The sequence below is a fragment of the Collimonas sp. OK412 genome (genome assembly GCF_900112135.1).
Lineage (GTDB): Bacteria > Pseudomonadota > Gammaproteobacteria > Burkholderiales > Burkholderiaceae_D > Collimonas > Collimonas rhizosphaerae.
In genome coordinates, this window is sequence record NZ_FOLC01000020.1 from 62,112 (window position 1) to 82,538 (window position 20,427).

Genomic DNA, 20,427 nt, shown 5'->3' on the forward strand with positions numbered 1-20,427 from the left:
GCGGCAGCCGGCGCAATCCGCTATTGATAAACGATGGTGAAGGTTGCCGTGCCGTTGGCCTTGCCGGTATTGATGTTGGGCGTGGTCTGGTAGTACCGGGCCTTGAACGGCACGACGTACTGTATGTCGTCGGAAGGACCGACATTGATGGAGTTGGTGTCGGCAACCGTCGATGTCGTGAATTTCACCGGCGTCCTGGTCTGGTCCAGCACCTGGATGCCGACCCCGGTCGCCACGTCGGGCTCCTGGGTCAGCTGCAGGACGCCCGGCTTGTTGGCGGGATCGGAGGTCGCCGCCATGTTCAATGCGATGATGTTCTGGGTATTCTCGCCGCGCTGGCAATTCAGCTTGATATTGAAATCCTTTTCGCCGGCCGTACTGCCGACTCCCTTGAAATTGCTCCTGGAAACGGACCCCAGGTTCACCGCGATGTTCTTTGAACCGACGTCAACCGTACAGGTGGGCGTAACGATGGTAATTGCGTTGACATCGAGATAGGTGGTGAGCACGGACAAATTGTCCGCGACGCTGTAGTACTTGGTATAGATGCCTGGCGCCAGAGGACCGCTGCCGGTCTTGGGACCGGTCTTGAACAGCTCGACGACAAATTTGGAGTTGACGTCGAATAGGCCGAAATCGGTAGTAGTGGAGCGAGTATGAGCATAATAAGTGGAGCTGACCCCAGTGAAATAGCGTGACAGGCGAACGCCGATTCCGGTGACGTTGGTGGAATACACATGATCGTATCCCGTGATCATCTGCCCTTGCAGCATGTCGCCGTTTACCGTGCCGCCGTTGGTGCAATTCCATGGCTTGTCGAGTTGCCCGCCCTGCAGCGGCAAGTTGAATTCTTTTCTTGCGATGAGCGCCCCCACAGCCAGGTCGCTCGGCAGATAGACCTTGCCGAAAAACATGTTGATCGTTTTTTCCGTATATGCAGGATTTTTAAAGCAGGCCGCCTGCGCTACCTGGGCGCCGGCCAGCAAGCACATGAAGACCAGCATGCCGGCCAGGCCGCGATACCGTCCCGCCAATTTTTGCGCGCACCTGCTTAACATGGTATTTCCGTTGTTCATGACATCATCCTGGTTTTCATGGCGTGCTCATTCGCACTGCGCATTCATTTGACGAATCGGCGCCGGATTTTTCTCGGCCGGCACCTGGTATTTGATGCTGCATTGTTCGGCCGCGCCCTGGCCCCACTTGACCTTGAACACGCCGGCATCCTTGGCGCCGGTAACGAAAGTCTGGCCCTCGCTGCCGACGATGCCCATCTCTTGCCCCTGCCCATCCTCGACCTTGGCGCCGAAAGGCAGCGGCTTGCCGCTCTTGTCGGCCAGGTTCAGCATCAAGCGCAAGCCTATCGAAGTCGCGAATTTGGCCAGCACCACCGCGCCGCGGGTCGGCACCACATCCATGGCGGCGTTCTTGATTTCCACTTCGTCGCCCAGGTCCTCGGTGCGCACCGCCAGGCGGTTGACCCGGTACGGGCTCAGGTTCGCCAGCACCGCATTGCCGCGGCTATCGGTACGGACGCCCGGATACACCTCGAAGCCGACATTGGCGGCGTCCGGCGCTTCCACCAGCGCCATGGTTTCCCCCAGCGGCTGCGACAAGGTCACGCCGCCGCCATGCGCCACCAGGCCGCCCGCCACGCCCAGCGTGGTCTGGCCGTAGCCGGAACCTTGCGCTCGGCCGAAGTCGAACCGGCCGTACTGCGACAGGTAGCTGGCGGACGCGCTGCCGCTGTTGCCGCTCCGGTTCGAATGAGTTGTCGATACGTTATAGGTCAGGCGGCCATCATCCAGCGCCGAGCCATAGACGCTGGCTTGCTGGCTGATTTCGCCGTTGTTGCCCTGCGCCGCCGAGTAGCGGGCGTAGGAACGGCTGTCGCCCAGCGGCATCGACAAGGTCACCATCAGCTGGCGGCTGGACGGTCCGCTCAGGCTGGTGCTGTTGTTATAGAAAAAGCTGTAGGTGAACTGTTTGTAGAAATTCGAATAACCGAGCTGAATCAGGCGCGTCTTCTGGTCCGTGCCCCAATAGCTTTGCTGCTGCGCCGAGGCGTAGACGCTGCCGCCCCTGCTGCCCAGCTGCTGGGCGAAATCCAGCTGCAGCTGGCTGCGGCGGTTGTTAAGCACCTGGCCGTTTTGCAGGTCCTGCATCTGCGCCGCTTCCTGGAACGTGCGGAAGCCGCCGGTGGAATAACGATAACCGGCCATGCGGACGCTGGTGCCGTAATTCTCGAACGACTTGGCGTACAGGAAACGCAGCGACTGGCCATCGTAGCTCTGGTTGAACGGTCCCTTGGTATGCGCTTGCGACAGGTCCGCCGAGATGGCGCCGAAATCGCGCAAATTCTTGCCGACGCCAAACACCACCGACTGGTGGATCTCGGAACCGATGACGCCGCCGTACAGCGAAAATTCCCGTCCCAGTCCGCGCGCCAGCGTACCTTGCATGAAAAACGGCTTGGAACCGCTGACATTCGAACCCAGGCCGTTGCGGTACTGGCCGGCGGTAGCGCTGTAGCGCCAGACGCCTTCGCGCAACAAGGTCGGCACGGCGGAGAACGCTTGCTTGAACCTGGTTTCACGGCCATCCGCTTCGGTAATCGTCACTTCCAGGTCGCCGCTGGTGGACGTCGGGTACAGATCGTCCAGTACAAATGGACCAGGTGCGACGTAAGTGCTGTACACCACGAAGCCGTTCTGGCGCACCGTCACGCGGGCGTTGGTTTGCGCTACGCCGCGAATGGTTGGCGCATAGCCTTGCTGGCTGTCGGGCAGCATGCCGTCGTCGGACGCCAGCTGGACGCCGCGGAACTGGAAGGAGTCGAAGAAATTGCCCGGCGTGGTGCTGTCGCCGAGCGTCAGCTGGCCGCCCAGCGCAGCGATGTCGCGCTGCAGGTAGGAAGTCACCGATTGCCAATGGCCTTGGCCGTCGAGGCCGCGATTGTAGGTCGAGAAATTGCGGAAGCGCCAGTCGCCCAGGTTAAAGCCGCCGCGCAGGCCGGCGTACAAGGTATTGCGGGCCTGGCTGGTGGTGCTCTGGTTGACGTTGAAATCGGTAATGCTGTTGCCGGTGCTGCCGGCGTTGTTGCCGCCGAAGTTGTTGCCACCATCATAGCGCGCCGCCGAAAACTGGTAGTCCAGCATGGCGACATTGATGCCCTTGTCCCACTTGTCGGGACTGATGGCGCCGCGCGCCTGGCGTTTCATGGCGGCTTGCGGAATGCTCAGCGTCAGCCGCAGTTTCTCGCCATTGTAGGAAACGCTGGAACCCGGAATCGCTTTTGCCAGGTCGATGCATTGATTGCCGGCCGCCATCAGCGCCGGGAACACTTCGACCTTGACGCCCCAGCCTTCCAGCATGCTGCGGGTGATGCAGGCCTGGGCGTTCTTGCTATCGGCCGCATCGTCGGGATTGTCGACGAAATTGACCTGGCTCTGGCCAACGCTGCTTTCATTGAGGCTGACATCCACCAGATAGCTGCCAGGCAGGACCCGGTTGCCGAACGCGAACAAGGACAGGTCGGCACGGCTTTGATCGCCGCCGATGTCCAGGAACTGCTCGTTGAATACCGAGCCGCCCTGGCCTTGGGCGTGCGCCACCTGCGCCAGCACGGCCAGCGTGATCGCGGACAGTGCCAGGCGCACCGGTTTGCGTTGATGCGACAATCTGATCACAGCTTTCCCTTCCTTTATTTCTGCCTTGCGCGGCAGACTGACTTGCCTTGACAGGATCTGTTGCTTGCTCTCTGGGAGATGACGGTGTTATTTGCCTGCGGCGGGGGCGGCTTGCGGGACCGGCTGCTGCGCTTGCTGCGGCATTTGCTGCGACACCTGCGGCCCGGCGCCGCCAACCGCGACCTTGGCCGTTACTTCCGGCGTTTCACCGCCGTAGTCGTTGATCGTGGTGTAGCTGGCTTCGATCGCCTGCGGCGCGCCGACCACGGTCAGCGGAAAATCCAGCGCGCCGAAAGCCGGCACCATGCCAGCCTTGGTCTGCTCTTTGTTGCCGTTGATTTTGAAACCGGTAAACGTGACGTTGTAAGCGCTCGGATTGGTCACCCGCAGCGCGGCGCCCTTGCCGTCTTCGCCAGGCACCACCGACAAGGTGACCAGGCCGCGCGCCTCGTCAGGCTTGCCAGCCAGGCCGGCAGGCCGGTAGAACACCTTGATGCGGGTGCGCACGGCGACCTGCAGTACATTCTGCTGGTCCGATTTTTCCGGGATTTCCTTGACGTTGAGCCAGAACACCGATTCGCGGTCGGTCGGCAAGTCGCCGCCGATGCGGACGATGCGCAAGATGTTTTCCGCGCCGGGATCCATGCGCGCCAGCGGCGGCGTCACCAGCAGCGGCGTCTTGTTCTTGCCTTCGCCGGCATCGATCCAGGTTTGCACGACATAGGGCGCGGCGCCGGTGTTCTTCAGCGGAATCGACGCCTGCCGGTCCTTCTCGCCCAGGATCACGCGGGTACCGCCCAGCATCACGCCGGCGCCGGCCGACAGTGCGCTGAACGCCAGCACGCTCCCGACCGCAAGGGAAGAAAAGAATTGTTTGCTCAACATGGAAGACCTCGTCTATCAAAATGTCCTATGCACAAATTTCTAAGCAAGCACAGGCTCGCGTGCTCACAAATTGATGCATGGGTAATGCGGGAAAATGATGGCTGGCTTGCCGCTACCGTTGCCGCAGGCCAGCCCATCCTTAAAGCCTGGCCGTCGCAAGCGCCAGGCTGCCCGTTTCGCACAACTGCGCGAAACGGGATAAAGCCGTTTTAGGATTTTTGCGAAGCGCGTCGATTACAGGTAAGAAACGACGAACTGTGCTGTCGAGTTAGCTGGACCGACAGTCACCGCAGTGCTGGTCGAAATGTAGGCAGCCTGGAACTTCAAAGGATTGTTGCCCAGACCCAGGATGTAAGTGCCCGATGCCGAACCGACAGGGATCTTGGTGCCGGCCGAGTCGCCCAGCTCGATCGCCACGCCAGTTGCAGCAGTCACGCCGACTTGGCCGGCGTTAGCGATAGCCAGGTCGTCTTTCACGGTAGCGTCGGTGGTGCCGGTAAAGGTCACGGTTGCGCCCTTGGCTGTCGGGCCGCAGTCGGTCAGCAGGATCGTGAACTTCGACGGTGTCGACTTCTTGCCGGCAACGCTGCCGAACACTGTGCGCGACACGTCGCCCAGGGGTACGGTGATGTTTTGGCTGGACGGGTCGACAGTGCATGGGGAGTCAACGATATTGCCGTTGAAGTTAACCGTGCCGCCGTCAGCGAAGGCCGCTTGGGACAACAGACCTGCAGCAGCAACTGCAACCAACTTAGCGATAGTCATTTGTTTCATTTTTACCCTCAAATATAAAAGTAGATGTTCGATTCAAATTAATGAATTGCCAACACGGCGAAACACATTCTAGGGGCAAAAAGACACAAAAATGCATTCATGACAATGTTTAACAATTACTAACCATCACTAATTATTAAGGTGCAATAAATGACATGGGAATTCAGGGGGGATTTGTATCTTTATTACTATCTTCAACAATCAATTAAACGCGGAAACTTCAATACTAGATTACCTTTCCGGGCGATGAAAGAAATCTGAAAGGATCCTTAAAGCAATCAATTATTCGGCGGAAACATCATCAATGCCTGGCGGCAATATGTAACTTTGTCGTGCAAATACGATAACTTTATTAAATCCCGTGACACATTTCCTTGCGAATCAAGATATCTACTTAATTTTTCCTGCAAACAACCGTTAACACTATTCAGGAAAACCGATTTTCAGTCCCCTTCACCATCCACATAAAAAAATCCAAGATGCGTAATGAAAATTTCATAGTTCGAGAACCTTTACTTGATCCGAAACAGGGCGTGGTCGGTTACGACCTCACCTGGCAGGAAACCGGCGGCGCCGATGGGCAAACGGATGAAGAGGATTTGCATGCCTTGCTGGATTTCGTCGCCGGCCAGCTGAGCGACGAGAAAAGCGGCTGGCTGCTGGGCAATAAGCTGCTGTTCCTGGAAGCATCCCCGGCCCTGCTGAACAGCGCAGCGATCCAAAGGATGCCAGCCGCCAGCACGGTGCTGATCCTCAAGCACGACGACCTGGCCGACCCTGCCACATTGGCCGCGGTAAAAAACCTGCGCTCCGCCGGGTACGGCATTTCCTTGCGCGGAGCCGAACTAGGCAGCGATGTGCTGCCTACCGACATCTCGCATCTTGAAGTACGGTTCTCCGCCGGCGATTTTGCAGCGCAAGCGCGGCGCTACGCCGCGCTGAAAAAATCGTCGCTGCGCATGGTCGGCCGGCCGGTCAGCAACTGGCAAGACTACGACGCCTGCGCCATGCTGGGGCTGGACGCCTTCGTCGGCAAGCTGCACCTGACGCCGCGCCCGGGCAAGCGCGCTACCGGCTTGAACCCGGCACAGCAAATCATCGTGCAGATCATGAACCTGGTCGCCAAGAATGAGAACCTGCAAAAGATCGAAGAAATCTTCAAGCGCGATCCCGGCCTGTCCTATGAGCTGCTGCGTTTCATCAATTCCGCCGCATTCGGCTTGAAGACGGAAGTCCAGTCATTGCGCGCCGCCCTCGCCCTGCTCGGCTACGAGGCGCTGTTCCAGTGGCTGTCCTTGCTGCTGGCCACCGCCAGCAGCAGCGGTTATTCGCCGGTGCTGATGGAAACCGCGATCATCCGCGGCCGTTTCTCGGAGCTGCTGGGACAAAAATACCTGCCCAAGGGCGAATCGGAAAATCTGTTCGTGGCGGGGATTTTTTCGCTGCTGGACCGGCTGCTGGGCGTCAGCATGGAAGAAGTGCTGGCCAGCATCAAGCTGTCCGACCAGGTGGCTGCGGCCTTGCTGACCCGTTCCGGGCCGTACGGTCCTTACGTGGCGCTGGCCGAGGCTTGCGAACTGAATTCGCCGCTGGTCGGGCCGCTGGCGAGTTCGCTCAAGATCAGCCCGATGGAAGCCAACCTGGCGCACCTGTCGGCGCTGGCATGGGCGCAGAAGCTGGGCGTGCCGGCGGCTTCTTAGGCGCTGCCGGTTTCCGGGCCGGCTACAGTGCCGCGGCGGCTGCCGGCGGGTGGTTCCCCGGCAGCTGCCGCTGCCAGTTGCGCAAGCCGATCACCGCCAGCACGATGAAACCGGCATACAAGCCCGCGGTCAGGTTCAGGTCTTTATAGACATATACGCCGACGTAGATAATGTCGACCGCGATCCACAGCCACCAGTTGGCAACGTATTTGCGCGCCATCCAGAACTGGGCCACCAGGCTGAAGCTGGTCAGGGCCGAATCCAGCCATGGAATGTGGGCGTCGGTAAAACTGGCCATGACATAACCCAGCATAACGCTGCCCGCCACGCCGGCCAGCAGGCCGATCAGCAAGCCTTGCTTCGGCAAGCGCTGCGGCTGGATATGCTGGCTGTCCTGCCCTGGCGCTCCCCGCTTCCACTGCCACCAGCCGTACAGCTGCATGACGGCAAAGATCAGCTGCAGCAGCAGGTCCGAGTACAGTTTCGCCACCAGGAAGATGCGCGCATACAGCAGCACCGATACCAACCCTATCGGCCAGCACCACAAATGACGGCGCGCAGTCAGCCAGACTGCCAGGGCGCTCAATATGACTGCAACGATTTCCAGACCTGACATCAAGGCTCCTGTTGACCGGTTTTACGCGCGCAGCGGCGCTGCAGGTGATCCAGCAAATACTGGCCGGCGTCGCTGTTGAACCACTCGGCATGGCCGAGGAAATAGGTGTCGTAGGCCAGTGCCGAGTTTTCGGCGGACTGCTGCACGCCGTGGAAATACGCCAGCTCCGACAACGCAAATTCGGCATGCGCCAGCGGCAGCAGCGCCGGCAAGGCAGCCGCTTCCAGCAGCGACAATGGCCGCAGCGCTTCATAGGCGTCGAGCATGGCGTCCAGCTGGTCGATGTGCACCAGCGGCCGCTGTTCGAGCGGCGGCGTCGACGGCAAAGCCAGCCACTCGATCATGTTGCGCTCGATGGCGATGGCAAGATCATAGACTGCGCAGGTGCGGTCGGCCAGGCCGAAATCGACTATCGTCGTTACCGCGGCCGGTTCGTGCGCCTGCCATAGCAGGTTGGAGGCATGCCAGTCGTTATGCGTCCACAACGGCGCCAGGCCGTGCAGCATCGGACCCAGGCGCGCGTGGAACGGCAGCAGCACCCGGGTTACTTCCTGCCGCCAGTCGCGCTGCGCCAGGTAACCTGCCAGCGCCGGCCTTTCCTGTATGTAGTGCCGGATCCGTTCCAGCACCTGCTGCGGATTGTCGGTATTGAACAAGGTGAAACCGGAGGCGAGTAATTTGGTGCTGCGTGCGGGCGCCTCGTAGCCGCGCGCGGCAAGATGCAGCTTGGCCAGCGCGCTGCCTGCCGCCGCCGCGTCTTCGGTGCCGGCAAACGGAGTCCACGAGGTGGCGTCGCGATAGCGGTCGACGCCCTGGCCGAGGCGCTGCACCTCGTAGGTCCAGCCGCCGTCGGCGTGGGCAGTGCTGCCGTCGCTGGCTTGCAATACTTCGCTGACCGCCAGGCCGTGCTGCCGCAGGTGCGCCATGAAGCGGTGCTCGTCCATCAATTCGTCGGCGCTGCGGATCTCCCGCAGCAAACGCTTGACGAACAGCGGGCCCGATTCGGTGGCGGCCACGCAGGCGCTGGAAAACGGCCGCGGGCTGTGCCACTCCAGGCGCGTGACGGCGCCGGCTTGCGGATAGTGGCGCAACAGCCGCGCCACCTCGTCCAGGGTCAGCGCCGGCCAGCTCGACGCCACCACGTCAAAGCCCATGCCGTGGCTCAAGACCGTCCCGTGTCCGTCCACGCCATCTTGTCTCGCGTCGCTCATGCAGCGTTTCCTGGTGCCGTTTAGAAGTCGTACTGGACCGACAGGCGAGCCGTGCGCGGCGCACCCAGGTGCAGGTAACCGTCGCCGATGTATTCGCCGACATCTTTCCAGTAACGCTTGTCGAACAGATTGTCCACGCTCAGGCGCAGCACGGTGGAGTGGCCCCACCAGCTGGTCTTGTAGCGTAGGCCGGCGTTGAACAGATGGTAGGCCGGCACATCGACGTTGCCCTCCCGCGTCGCCGCCTTGCTGCCGCTGTACTGCCAGCCGCCCAGCAGGCTCAGGCCGGCGACCTCGGGTACGGCATAAGCGGCATACAGGGCCGCGCGCAAGCGCGGCACGTTGATCGCCTGGTGGCCGTCGTAAGCCGGCGTGCCGGTGTCTTCGGCGCGCGCCTGGATCAATGCCAGGCTAGCCGTCAGCCGCAGCTGCTTGCTGACCTGGCCGGCCGCGCTCAGTTCGATCCCGCGGTGGGTTTCGGTACCTTGCTGGACGTAGCTGAAACCGCCTGCGTCCGGCATCGGATATTCGTAAGGCTTGCTCATCTGGAAGATCGCCGCGCTCAGGCTGAGCTGGTCCAGCCAGTCGTATTTGACGCCTGCCTCGATCTGGCGCGACACGGTCGGCGGCAGGAAGGCGAAGGCATTCTCGGTCCACCACGGCGCCTGGCCGCCCATCGTCAAGCCTTTGCTGTAGCTGGTGTATAGCGACAGGTCGGCTTGCGGCTTGTAGACCAGGGCAATCTGCGGCAACAGCAATGTCTTGTCGGTGGTGCGCGTCGCCGCGCCGGTGATGTCCAGCGCCCGTTCGTTGACCCACACCTGGCGCGCGCCGGCGATCAGCTGCCATTGCGGATTGAAGCTGAGGCGGTCGACGGCAAACAGGGCTTTCTGCCGGCTGTCCAGGCGCAGGTAGGAAGCGTCCGGCGTCAATGCCGATGGTGCGTAGACGACCGGGTTCGGGTTATAGATATTGTCGCTGCCGACATATTCATTGACGCCGTCGCTCTGCGACACGGTGCGGCGGAAAGTGCTGGCGCCCAGGGTCAGGTCGTGGCGCAGCTTGCCGGTATCGAGACGGCCCTGCAGCACGGCTTGCAGCTGGTCGTTGCGCCGCGTGTCGTCGGGAAAACGATAGTCGTAGATATCGAAATCGCCGCCGGCGCTGAAGTAGCGGGCCGGGGTTCCGCCCTCGCCGCAAGTGCTGCCGTAACCGCAGCCATAAGGAAACGCCGAGTTGTCGTCGATCACCACCCGGCTGCGGCTGGCGGCTACATAAGCGTGCCAGTCCGGCGCCAGCTCGAGATCCAGGCGCAGGTTCAGGTTCAGCGAATTGATCGTCACCGGCTTGGCCCACGGCTGCGCGCCCAGCAGCTTGCTCGGCGACACGTCGCTTGGAATGACGGTGCCGCCCAACAGCTGGTAGCCGGGCGCCGAACGTTGTTCGCGATGCTGGTATTCGGCGTCGAACTGCAGCCGCGCCTGCGGCGTGATCACCCAGTCAGCCGCCAGCGAGGCGAAATTGCGCTGGCCGTCGGTATCGTTCACATATGAATGCAGGGTTTCATGGGCGGCATTGATGCGGATGCCGAATTGCTTTTGCTCGCCGAACAGGGTCCCGATATCGGCCGCCAGGTAACGCGAACCGCGCGAATCGGTTTCCAGCGTCACCGAACGCACGTCGGCCGGCCGCTTGGTCACGTAGTTGATCAGGCCGCCGGGCGCCGCCATGCCGCTTTGCAGGCCGGCCAGACCCTTCAGGATTTCGACGCTCTCCTTGTTTTCCAGCGCCACGTTCTGTTCGCCGGCAATGCTCATGCCGTTGATCTGGTAGCTGGAAGCAAGGTCCAGCGCAAAACCGCGGATGGTGAAGTTTTCGTAGTAGCCGACCGGCGTGTAATTGTCGCCGACCGCGGCATCGTTGCGCACCACCTCGCTCAGCAGGCGCGATTGCTGGTCGTCGAGCTGACCGCGCGTGACGACTGAAATCGAAGCGGGGGTATCGAGCAGCGAAGCCTGGCCGAATGTGGCAACCGAAGCCGAGCTCTTGCGATAACTGTCGGCGCCGGTACCGGCGCCAGTCACGGTAATGGTCGGCAGGACCGGATCGCCATCCGCCTTGGCCGACGCGCCTGGCGCCGTTTCCTTTTGATCGGGAACGCCCTGTCCATGCGCCATCTGGGCGGCCGCCGCGGCAATCAGGGTGATCAGGAATTTTCTTTTGGCCGGGAGCTGCAAGCCGCCGCCAAACATCGGGTAAAACTCTTTTATATTTATCATTACTTTATTGCCAGTCCAAAACCGAAGTCCGCGCTGCCTGTCCTTTATACCCTGCGGGTGCCGGTATCGACAGCCTTGGTCTGTCCCGATTCCAGCGTAAACCCGGCGCCGGAATCGGTGCCCAGCACTTTCACCAGGTAGGGCATCAGCTCTTTGAGCATCGGTTCCAGCGTCCACGGCGGGTTGATCACGAACATGCCGCTGCTGTGCAGGCCGAAGCCGTCCGGCGACGGCGTCTTCACCGTCAGCGTGACGTTCAGCCAGCCATTCGCCTTCATGCGCTTGAGCTTGTCCGGCATCTGGCGCGATTCCATGCGGTTCAGCAGCGGATACCAGACGGCGTAAGTGCCGGTGGAGAAACGCGTGAGCGCATCTTCGATGGTGTTCTTGACGTGGCGGTAGTCTTCTTTCACCTCATATGGCGGATCGATCAGCACCAGGCCGCGGCGCGACGGCGGCGGCAGCAAGGCCTTCAGGCCGAGGAAGCCGTCGCCCAGCTGGATCATGACGCGCTTGCCGCGGCCGTTGCCGCGCGGGTTGCGCTCCGCTTCCAGGCGGCGGAAATTATCCGTCAGGATCTTGCCGTCGCTCGGATGCAGCTCAAACAGGCGCAGGCGATCCTGCTCGCGCATGACGGCATCGGCGCAATACGGTGAACCCGGGTAATAACGCAGCTTGCCGTCCGGGTTGAGCTGCCTGACGACATCCACGTATTCCGCCACAGCCGGCGGCAGGTCCTTGCGGTCCCAGAGGCGGCTGATGCCGGTCTCGAACTCGGCGTTTTTCGACGCGTAGCCGCCATCCAGCGCATATACGCCGGCGCCGGCATGGGTGTCGATCACCATGTAGGAGGTGTCTTTCTGGCCCAGGTAACGCAACAGCTGGATGGTGACCAAGTGCTTCAGCACGTCGGCATGATTGCCCGCATGGAAGGCATGGCGGTAACTCAACATAGGAAACTCTATCGTGGTGAAGGGTGTTGCCACACTCTACATCAAAGCGCCGGTCGGCTGCCGTGTAAAGGTATGGCGTAGATGGCTCGGGAGCTGCGCAGCGCATGCCGCCCGTGCGCAAACGACCCGCATTTTAACCTAGATTCGGTAGTTGACCGCTCACTGGCCCTGTGAAGCCCGATATGCATCTGCCTCCGCTCTTTCGATAAATCCCGCTACTGGATTGAGAGCGCTACGGGAGCGATTGCACACTTTTCCGGCCCTCTGGCGTCGTTGCTCCTCCTAGTGGAATTACAGTCCACGTCGTCGTCGCGCCTAGCCAGAGGGCCGAAAAAATGCACACTCGCTCCCGTTCAACTACCGAATCTAGGTTAACCATCGCAGCATTCGATAAGAAAAAGCTATTCGATAGATGATTGCATTTTCAACATCTCTTCCGCCACCTTGACGCAGGCTTCGATGTGGCGGTTGCCTATGGCCCGGAAGGCGGAAAAGCCGATTGCCGCCGACACCATCTGGCCGGCGATCGGCACCAGCCGGGTGGCGTTCTTGGAGAGCACCTTGACGCCGCTGCGGGTCAGGATTTTCAGCATGAGTTCACGCGTCACCGCCCGCCCGATAAGCGTGCTGCCGAGGCCGACGATGGTGCTGTAGGTAGCCACCTTGAGTTTTGGCTGGAGTTTGTCGATCTGCTGCGGCGTCAGGCCGAACTCGGCGTTGATATCTTCGATCAGCCGCGACAGCAGGTGGATGTCGACCGCGATATCGACGCCCAAGATCGGCAGCGCCGAAGCGCCGGCCGACAGCAAGGCTCGCTTCGCCACCATCTGGCGGCAGCGGTGGCGCACCGCGTGCAGCGCACGCTCGGTAGCGGGGATCAGGACCAGATCAGCCTGCCTGGACGGCATCTTGCGTCCAGGCAGGCGGCCACGCAAGGCGTCCAGCATCAGCTAGCTGCCTTGCCTTTGACAAAGCCGTAAATCAGCAACAGGATCAAAGCGCCGACGATCGAGCCGATAAAACCCGCACCTTGGCCGGCGTGGTACCAGCCGAGAGCCTGGCCGATATAACCAGCCAAAAACGAACCGGCAATACCCAGCAAGGTAGTCACGATAAAACCCATGTTTTCCTTCCCTGGATGAAGGAATTTAGCAATCACGCCGACGATGAAACCTACGATGATTGTCCACAGAATTTCCATTGCTGCTCCTAAGAGTTGATATTGTTTGCGGGGCGGCTGCCTTGGGCAAAGCCGGTGGCCCGCTGTCCAATATAGAGCAAACTCCGGCCGTACGCAGCGATTGCGAGGTAAATTTATGTGAAATATTATCTCGGCAACATTATTCAGGCGTGCAGCTCCTTCGAGCGGTCCAGCCGGAAATACGCATCCAGCAAGGAGGTCTTGTAGACCGCGCCCAGCAGTTCCGGGTCTTCATGGCTGCGCACCACCGGCAGCCGCTCGCCCTGGTGGTCAAGGAAAGACTGCAAGGCGTCGCCCAGCGACATCTCCGGCGTCACCACATGCAGGAATTCGCGCCGCACGAAATCGGCAGCCACCTTCTCTTGCGTCTCGCTCTTCTCCAGCAGGCAGGAAGTAATGTCTTGCAAAGCCACCACGCCGCAATAACGATTACGCTGGTCGACGACGTAGATGTATTTCACCGGATACTTCAGGAACATGCCGCTGATTTCGGCAAACGGCGCCGTCAGCGGCAGCACGGTGTCCGCCGGCCGGATCAGCTCGCTCATGTGGATGCCGCGCAGGCGCACCCGTTCCTGCGCATCGCGGTTGCGCTTGATCGTGATGTCGTACATGGAGGCGCCGTTGATGCTGCGTGCAACGAAATAAGCCACCACGCAGGACAGCATCAGCGGCAGCACCACCTGGTAGCTCAGGGTCATCTCGAAAATCATCAGGATCGCCATCAGCGGCGCGCTGGTGGCCGCCGCCAGGAAGGCGCCCATGCCCACCATGGCATACGCGAACGGCGCCGAGGTAAGGTCCGGCAGCACGATATGCAGCAGCTGCCCGAACAGATAGCCGATGGCGGCGCCGACGAACAAGGTCGGCGTGAAGATGCCGCCGACCGCGCCGGAACCGGTGGTGATGGCGGTGGCCAGGACCTTGAACACCAGCATCAGCAATACGCTCCACCACAGCCAGGGCGTATGCAGCAGCGAATTGACCACGCTGTAGCCGTTGCCCCATACCTCCGGCAGCCAGATCGAAATCAGGCCCACCAGCAAACCTCCCAGCGCCAGCCGCGGCGGCAGCGGCAAGGCGGTCCGGGTAAACAATTTCTTGGAAAATGCCAGCAAACGCAGGAATTGCGGCGCCGCAACTCCTGCCATGATGCCCAGCAGGACGAACCACAGGATCTCGATGCCGGCGACCGGCGGGAACGGCGGCATCTCGTAGGCCGGATGGTAGCCGGGCAATTCGCGCATGGTGATGTTGGCGACCACCGACGCCACCACCACCGGCCCGAAGCTTTCCATGACGATCGCGCCCAGCACGATTTCAGTAACGAAAAAAGCGCCGGCGATCGGCGCGTTGTAGGCCGAAGTAATCCCCGCTGCGGCGCCGCACGCCACCAGCAGGCGCAAGCGGGCCGGACTGAAATGCGTGAAGCGGCCTACCAGCGATGCCGCCAGCGCCGCCAGCTGCACCATCGGCCCTTCACGCCCGATCGAGCCGCCGGAAACCACCGTCGCCAGCGAGGAAAGGCTGCGCAGCAGGCTTTGCCGCACCGGGATGTTGCCGTCGCCGATAGCCACCGCTTCCATGTAATCCGAGGTCGCGCTGGACGGCACGCGCTTCGCCAGCACCAGGATCGCCCCGGCCAGCAGGCCGCCCGCGGCCGGCAGCAACAGGCGCATCCACCATGGCAGGCTCTTGGCCATGGCGACAAAACTGCCGCTATGGCCGGTCAGCAGCGACTGCAAACCGTAGATGCATTCGCGGAACAGCACTGTCGCCAGCGCACCCAGGAAACCGACCACCGCTGCCCATAGCAGCATCGAATGGCTTTCGGAAAAATGGAACAGGCGTTGCAGGCGGATCCGGTATCTTAGGAGTGTGCTGCGCGCGGTGCTGCGTGAGGGCATGGTGGCTGGTCGCAAAGAGATATGGTTGGAATGCAGCTGCGTCAATCGGCTGCGGGGCTGCCGGGCGCAGCCATCAGCGCGTCGAAGTACGCCATATCCGCGGCTACCGCCGCTTCCGCCTTGCTTTGCATGGCTTGGTAACGGGCGATGACTTCATGCCCGCTGGCCGTTACCTGGGCGCCGCCGCCTTTGGCGCCTCCGGTCGCAGTAGCCACCAGCGGCAACTTGAAGCATTGGTTCATCGCCTCGACCAGCAGCCAGGCGCGACGGTATGACATGCCTAGCGAACGCGCCGCCGCAGAAATCGAACCGCTCTGATGGATGGCCAGCAGCAACGCTGCCTTGCCGGGACCGAAGGCGATTGCATCGCCCTGCAACACTCTGAGCCGAATCGATTTGGAATTTGCCATATGCGGGATTGTAGCAAGGAGGTAGCGGCACACCAGATATTTTGTTGGCAGACTCGCCATGCCGGCAAGATTTCACGCAGGCTCGGTGTTTTAAAGTTGACCTACGCTATATCCTGCCATATATTTCGATGTTGCCGATCTTGCCATCCACTGTCCAGGAGACATTCCATGTTGTGCCGCCTCAAACGCCTCGTTCTTGCCAGCGCCCTCCCCTTGTTGCTGTTGACGCCGGTTGCCCACGCGGCCGACCTGGTGGTCTCGGCTGCCGCCAGCCTGACCAATGCTTTCAAGGATCTCAGCCAGTCGTTTGAAGCGCAGAACCCGGACACCAAGGTGATCCTCAACTTTGCCGCCTCCGATATCTTGCTGCAGCAGATCATCAAAGGCGCGCCGGCCGACGTATTCGCTTCGGCCGACCAGGAAGCCATGAACAAGGCCGAAGCCGAAAAGGCAGTGGTGGCCGGCAGCCGCAAGAATTTCGCCAATAACCAGATCGTGCTGATCGTGCCGGCCGACAGCCAGCTGCACATCCAGCAATTGCAGGACCTGGCGCAGCCGGCGGTCAAGCGCGTAGCCTACGGCAATCCGGCTTCGGTGCCGGTCGGCCGCTACACCAAGGCCGCCCTGGAACACGCCAACCTGTGGGACGCGGTTGCCGCCAAGGGCGTGCCGGCGCAAAACGTGCGCCAGAGCCTGGACTATGTGGCGCGCGGCGAAGTCGACGCCGGCTTCGTTTTTTCCACCGACGCCGCGATCATGCCGGACAAGGTCAAGGTTGCACTGCGCGTACCTTCGCAAACCGCGGTCAGTTATCCGATCGCCGTCACCAGCAACACCAAACAGGCTGACATGGCGGCCAAGTTCGTCGCCTACGTACTGTCGCCGGCCGGCCAGGCCACGCTGGCGCGCTACGGTTTCTTGAAACCCTGATGACAGAGTGTTATCGTCAAGTTCTTCCGCACGAGATCAAGCGCATCACATCAAGGGTAAGTAGTGAATAGAAAGCAGAAGCCATGAACAATGGGGCCTGGGTCGCCCTCCTGCTGTCGCTGAAAGTTGCCGGCTGGGCTACCCTGCTCAACATGCTGCTTGGGGTCGCCGCCGCCTATGGCCTGTCGCGCTGGCGTTCGCCGGCGCGCGACCTGGTCGACGCCGTCCTGACCCTGCCGCTGGTGCTGCCGCCGACCGTGCTCGGCTACTATCTGCTGGTGCTGCTGGGCCGCCGCGGCGTGTTCGGCGCCTGGCTGGAAAAATGGGGCATCGAACTGGTATTCACCTGGCAAGGCGCGGTGATCGCGGCCACCATCGTCGCCTTTCCGCTGGTGCTCAAGTCAGCCCGCGCCGCTTTTGACAATGTCGACGTACAGCTCGAAAACGCCGCCCGCGTGCTGGGCGTATCCGAGGCCGGCGTGTTCTTCCGCGTCACCTTGCCGCTGGCCTCCAAGGGCATTGCCGCCGGCGTATTGCTGGCGTTTGCACGCGCGCTAGGAGAGTTCGGCGCCACCCTGATGATTGCCGGCAACCTGCCGGGGCGCACCCAGACTTTGTCGGTCGCCATCTATGAAGCGGTGCAGGCAGGCGACGACCAGACCGCCAACCTGCTGGTGCTGATCACTTCGGCCACCTGCATCGTGGTGCTGCTGATCGCCGGCCGCCTGTTACCGAAAAGCCAGCGGCGCAGGCAATCATGACGAATTTCCTATGACCATCGAGATCAGCATACGCAAGCATTTGCAAGCCGACGACCGCGGCTTCAACCTGGACATCGCCTTGCGCACTGAAAGCGACCGCGTGGTGCTGTACGGCCCGTCGGGCGCCGGCAAGAGCCTGACCTTGCAAGCGATCGCCGGTTTACTGACGCCAGACCAGGGGCATATACGCCTCAAGCAAAACACCCTGTTCGACAGCGCCGGCGGCATTTGCCTGCCGCCGCAGCAGCGCAAGGTCGCCTACCTGTTCCAGGACTATGCGCTGTTTCCGCACCTTACCGTGGCCCAGAACGTGGCTTTCGGCTTGCGCCCGGGCTGTTTCAACCTGCGCCGCCCGCACGATCATCCGATCGTCAGGAAGTGGCTGGCCTCGTTCGAGCTGAGCGCAGCCGCCAACAGTTATCCGCACCAGCTGTCCGGCGGCCAGCGGCAACGTGTGGCCCTGGCCCGGGCGCTGGCGCTGGAACCGGACATCCTGCTGCTGGACGAACCGTTTTCCGCGCTCGACCTGAGCCTGCGCGACAAGATGCGGCGCGAATTGTCCGAGCTGCAAAAGCAGCTGGACGTGCCGATGATGGTGATCACCCACGATCCTGCCGACCTGGCCTTGCTGGGCGACGAGATATTCGAGATCCGCGACGGCATGATCGCGCCGCCGGCCGGGACATAAAAAAAGCGCAGCCGAAGCTGCGCTTTCTGTCGCCGGATTTCCTTGCTTAGAAAATGTGGCGGATGCCGATCGCAACACCGGTCACGCTATCCTTGCCAACCAGTTCCGACAAGGCTGCGTTCTTGGCCTTGTTGTAGTCCACGGTACCGTAGACCTGGGTCCGCTTCGACAAGGCATATTCAGCCACGCCGACCAGCGCGTAGCGGGTGCCGTCGCCCAGGTTGCCCAGGGTGGCGACCGTGACGTTCTTGCTCTTGTCATAGTAGCCGGCTGCAGTCAGCGACCAGGCTGGAGTTGCCTGGTAAGTCGCGCCCAGGAAGTAAGCATCGTCCTTGCGCTCGACGCCGCCGATGCCGCCATTGATCGAAGCCACGCTGTTGGTGACGCCGAAATATGCCGGCGTGGTGCCGGTGCTGTCCTTGATGCGATAGTAGCCGCCGAACAGCTTGGCCGCGCCCAGGGTGTAGGACAGGCTCAGGTTATAGGCGGTATCTTTCCAGTCCGAATTGGTCGGGCTGACGGTTTGCTGGAAGCCGCCGCCGATCGCAAACGGACCTGCGGTATAGGCCAGCGTAGCGCCGATCTGGCTGCCCAGCTTGACCGATCCGGCCTTCTCGCCCGCAGCGTAGCTCACGCCGGCAGCAAGGCCGCCGAAAGTGCCGTAGTACTTGAGCATGTTCGAATTGCGGACCAGCGTGGCGCCGGCCGGCAGCCATGCATTCTGGTCGTAATTGCCGACGGTCAGCGGATCGAAATGATCTGCCATCAGGTCAAACAGCGGAGTCTGTTGACGGCCCAGGGTGACCGTGCCGAACGAACCGCTCAGGCCGACGTAGGATTGGCGGCTGAACAAGGTACCGGCGCTGGACAGGCTGCCGGTATCGGAGTTGAAGCCGTTTTCCAGGCGGAAAATGGCTTTCAGGCCGCCGCCCAGGTCTTCAGTACCCTTGAAGCCGATGCGGCTGTTGGAGATCGCGCCATTCGTGATGACGAAGTTCTTTTGCCCGGCTGCGTTATCGCTGCTGAGATAACGGATGCTGGTGTCGACAATGCCGTAGATCGTGACATTGGTCTGGGCCATCGCGCTCCCGCTGGCCAAACCTGCCGCTACCAGCATCAAGGATATTTTTTTCATGCGTCTCTCCGTAAGTTAAACATTTTTTAGATTTTTTTCGACAGCCTGGCGACGCCTGCCCCCACGTCGCCCCGCCATCGCTTTACCGCCACTGCTGCTACATCACGCTGCCACTCCAGCGTCGCCGGGATAAAGTTGAACGGACATCATATCAGCACAACTTTCTCCCAAAACAAGTTGTTGTTAAAACCCAACTAAGTTTATTCTGATTTCAGTACACCGCGGCGTATCTGGTCGCGTTCGATGGACTCGAACAGCGCCTTGAAATTGCCTTCGCCGAAGCCTTCGTCGCCTTTGCGCTGGATAAATTCGAAAAATACCGGCCCCAGCGTGGTCGCCGAGAAGATTTGCAGCAGCAGGCGCTGGCCGTCCTGGTTGGAGACGCCGTCCAGCAGGATGCCGCGCATCTGCAGCTCGGCGGTCGGCTCGCCATGGCCAGGCAAACGCCCTTCCAGCATTTCGTAATAGGTCGCCGGCGGCGCGGTCATGAACGGCGTGCCCATTTTCTTCAGGGCGTCCCAGGTCTGCACCAGGTTGTCAGTTTGCAAAGCAATATGCTGGATGCCTTCGCCGTTGAACTGCATCAGGAATTCTTCGATCTGGCCCGAGCCTTTGGACGACTCTTCATTCAGGGGGATGCGGATCTTGCCGTCCGGCGCGCTCATCGCCTTCGAGGTCAGGCCGGTGTATTCGCCCTTGATGTCGAAATAGCGGACTTCGCGGAAATTGAACAGTCGCTCGTAGAACGCGGCCCAGTGCGCCATGCGGCCGCGGTACACATTGTGGGTCAGGTGGTCGATGGTTTTCAGGCCGGCGCCGGCTGGATTGCGGTCGACGCCCTCGATGAATTCGAAATCGATGTCATAGATCGACTTGCCGGGAGTGAAACGATCGATCAGATACAGCGGCGCGCCGCCGATGCCCTTGATCGCCGGCAAGCGCAGCTCCATCACGCCGGTGTTGATTTCCATCGGCTCGGCGCCGCGTTCCAGCGCGCGCTGGTAGGCCAGGTGCGCATCATTGACGCGGAACGCCATGCCGCAGGCCGACGGGCCATGCTCTTTGGCGAAATAATAAGCGGGGCTCTTCGGCTCGTAGTTGATGATGAAATTGATATCGCCCTGGCGATACAGCGTCACGTCCTTGGAACGGTGACGCGCCACCTTGGAGAAGCCCATGGCTTCGAATGCCGGCTCCAGCACGTTCGGGGTGGGCGAGGCGAATTCGACAAATTCAAAGCCGCACAGGCCCATGGGGTTTTCAAACAGATCGGACATGATGAACTCCT

Annotated in this window: 18 protein-coding genes; 4 read left to right on the top strand and 14 right to left on the bottom strand. The window is 61.2% G+C overall.

The annotated features are described in order from the left end of the window. Positions 1–20: 20 nt before the first annotated feature. The 4 genes from BM062_RS18840 to BM062_RS18855 form a co-directional block, all read right to left on the bottom strand. Entirely contained in the window at positions 21–1,076 is a 1,056-nt protein-coding gene (locus BM062_RS18840) for a fimbrial protein (RefSeq protein ID WP_092399648.1), read from the bottom strand. A 27-nt stretch (positions 1,077–1,103) separates the two neighbouring features. Beyond that, positions 1,104–3,689: a fimbria/pilus outer membrane usher protein gene (locus BM062_RS18845; protein WP_092399650.1), complete on the bottom strand. Its 2,586-nt coding sequence runs from the start codon at positions 3,687–3,689 to the stop codon at positions 1,104–1,106. 87 nt (positions 3,690–3,776) lie between these two features. After that, positions 3,777–4,574, bottom strand: a complete 798-nt coding sequence (locus BM062_RS18850; protein WP_092399652.1) for a fimbrial biogenesis chaperone — start codon at positions 4,572–4,574, stop codon at positions 3,777–3,779. 234 nt (positions 4,575–4,808) lie between these two features. Further along, positions 4,809–5,339: a fimbrial protein gene (locus tag BM062_RS18855; protein ID WP_254785155.1), complete on the bottom strand. Its 531-nt coding sequence runs from the start codon at positions 5,337–5,339 to the stop codon at positions 4,809–4,811. A gap of 488 nt (positions 5,340–5,827) precedes the next feature. On the opposite strand from BM062_RS18855, the gene BM062_RS18860 reads away from it, so the two are divergent. After that, positions 5,828–7,048: an EAL and HDOD domain-containing protein gene (locus BM062_RS18860; protein WP_092399656.1), complete on the top strand. Its 1,221-nt coding sequence runs from the start codon at positions 5,828–5,830 to the stop codon at positions 7,046–7,048. Positions 7,049–7,070: 22 nt separating this feature from the next. Here BM062_RS18860 and pnuC read toward each other — a convergent pair whose 3' ends face one another. The 8 genes from pnuC to BM062_RS18900 form a co-directional block, all read right to left on the bottom strand. Continuing rightward, on the bottom strand, positions 7,071–7,664 hold the full coding sequence (gene pnuC, locus BM062_RS18865) for a nicotinamide riboside transporter PnuC (RefSeq protein ID WP_092399658.1): 594 nt from the start codon (positions 7,662–7,664) through the stop codon (positions 7,071–7,073). Then, positions 7,664–8,875 carry a phosphotransferase enzyme family protein gene (locus BM062_RS18870; RefSeq protein WP_092399660.1) on the bottom strand — a complete coding sequence of 404 codons (1,212 nt, stop codon included), beginning with the start codon at positions 8,873–8,875 and terminating at the stop codon, positions 7,664–7,666. The genes pnuC and BM062_RS18870 overlap by 1 nt, the downstream gene beginning before the upstream one ends. Before the next feature lie 20 nt (positions 8,876–8,895). Continuing rightward, positions 8,896–11,154 (bottom strand): TonB-dependent siderophore receptor, encoded by a 2,259-nt coding sequence (locus tag BM062_RS18875; protein ID WP_217647613.1) that lies wholly within the window; start codon positions 11,152–11,154, stop codon positions 8,896–8,898. Between the two features lie 44 nt (positions 11,155–11,198). Next, a complete protein-coding gene (locus tag BM062_RS18880; protein WP_092357568.1) occupies positions 11,199–12,107 on the bottom strand; it encodes a 23S rRNA (adenine(2030)-N(6))-methyltransferase RlmJ in 909 nt (302 codons plus the stop codon). 401 nt (positions 12,108–12,508) lie between these two features. Further along, positions 12,509–13,054 carry a hypothetical protein gene (locus BM062_RS18885; protein ID WP_092399664.1) on the bottom strand — a complete coding sequence of 182 codons (546 nt, stop codon included), beginning with the start codon at positions 13,052–13,054 and terminating at the stop codon, positions 12,509–12,511. Further along, entirely contained in the window at positions 13,054–13,308 is a 255-nt protein-coding gene (locus BM062_RS18890) for a GlsB/YeaQ/YmgE family stress response membrane protein (RefSeq protein WP_092399666.1), read from the bottom strand. The genes BM062_RS18885 and BM062_RS18890 overlap by 1 nt, the downstream gene beginning before the upstream one ends. Positions 13,309–13,451: 143 nt before the next feature. Then, positions 13,452–15,215 (bottom strand): ClcB-like voltage-gated chloride channel protein, encoded by a 1,764-nt coding sequence (locus BM062_RS18895; RefSeq protein WP_092399668.1) that lies wholly within the window; start codon positions 15,213–15,215, stop codon positions 13,452–13,454. Positions 15,216–15,256: 41 nt separating this feature from the next. Then, positions 15,257–15,625: a winged helix-turn-helix domain-containing protein gene (locus tag BM062_RS18900; protein WP_092399670.1), complete on the bottom strand. Its 369-nt coding sequence runs from the start codon at positions 15,623–15,625 to the stop codon at positions 15,257–15,259. Between the two features lie 168 nt (positions 15,626–15,793). Here BM062_RS18900 and modA point away from each other — a divergent pair, with 168 nt between their 5' ends. From modA to BM062_RS18915, 3 genes are all read left to right on the top strand, one after another. Further along, the gene (gene modA / locus BM062_RS18905; protein WP_092399672.1) at positions 15,794–16,555 is read left to right on the top strand and encodes a molybdate ABC transporter substrate-binding protein; all 762 of its coding nucleotides are present in this window, start codon (positions 15,794–15,796) and stop codon (positions 16,553–16,555) included. A gap of 83 nt (positions 16,556–16,638) precedes the next feature. Then, on the top strand, positions 16,639–17,316 hold the full coding sequence (modB, locus tag BM062_RS18910; RefSeq protein WP_092399674.1) for a molybdate ABC transporter permease subunit: 678 nt from the start codon (positions 16,639–16,641) through the stop codon (positions 17,314–17,316). 10 nt (positions 17,317–17,326) lie between these two features. Beyond that, positions 17,327–18,004, top strand: a complete 678-nt coding sequence (locus BM062_RS18915) for an ATP-binding cassette domain-containing protein (RefSeq protein ID WP_092399676.1) — start codon at positions 17,327–17,329, stop codon at positions 18,002–18,004. Positions 18,005–18,050: 46 nt separating this feature from the next. Here the strand turns inward: BM062_RS18915 and BM062_RS18920 are convergent, their stop codons facing one another. Next, positions 18,051–19,139 (bottom strand): porin, encoded by a 1,089-nt coding sequence (locus BM062_RS18920; RefSeq protein WP_092399678.1) that lies wholly within the window; start codon positions 19,137–19,139, stop codon positions 18,051–18,053. A 200-nt stretch (positions 19,140–19,339) separates the two neighbouring features. Beyond that, complete coding sequence (gene hppD, locus BM062_RS18925) at positions 19,340–20,416, bottom strand: 4-hydroxyphenylpyruvate dioxygenase (protein WP_092399680.1); 1,077 nt, start codon at positions 20,414–20,416, stop codon at positions 19,340–19,342. Between the last annotated feature and the right edge of the window lie 11 nt (positions 20,417–20,427).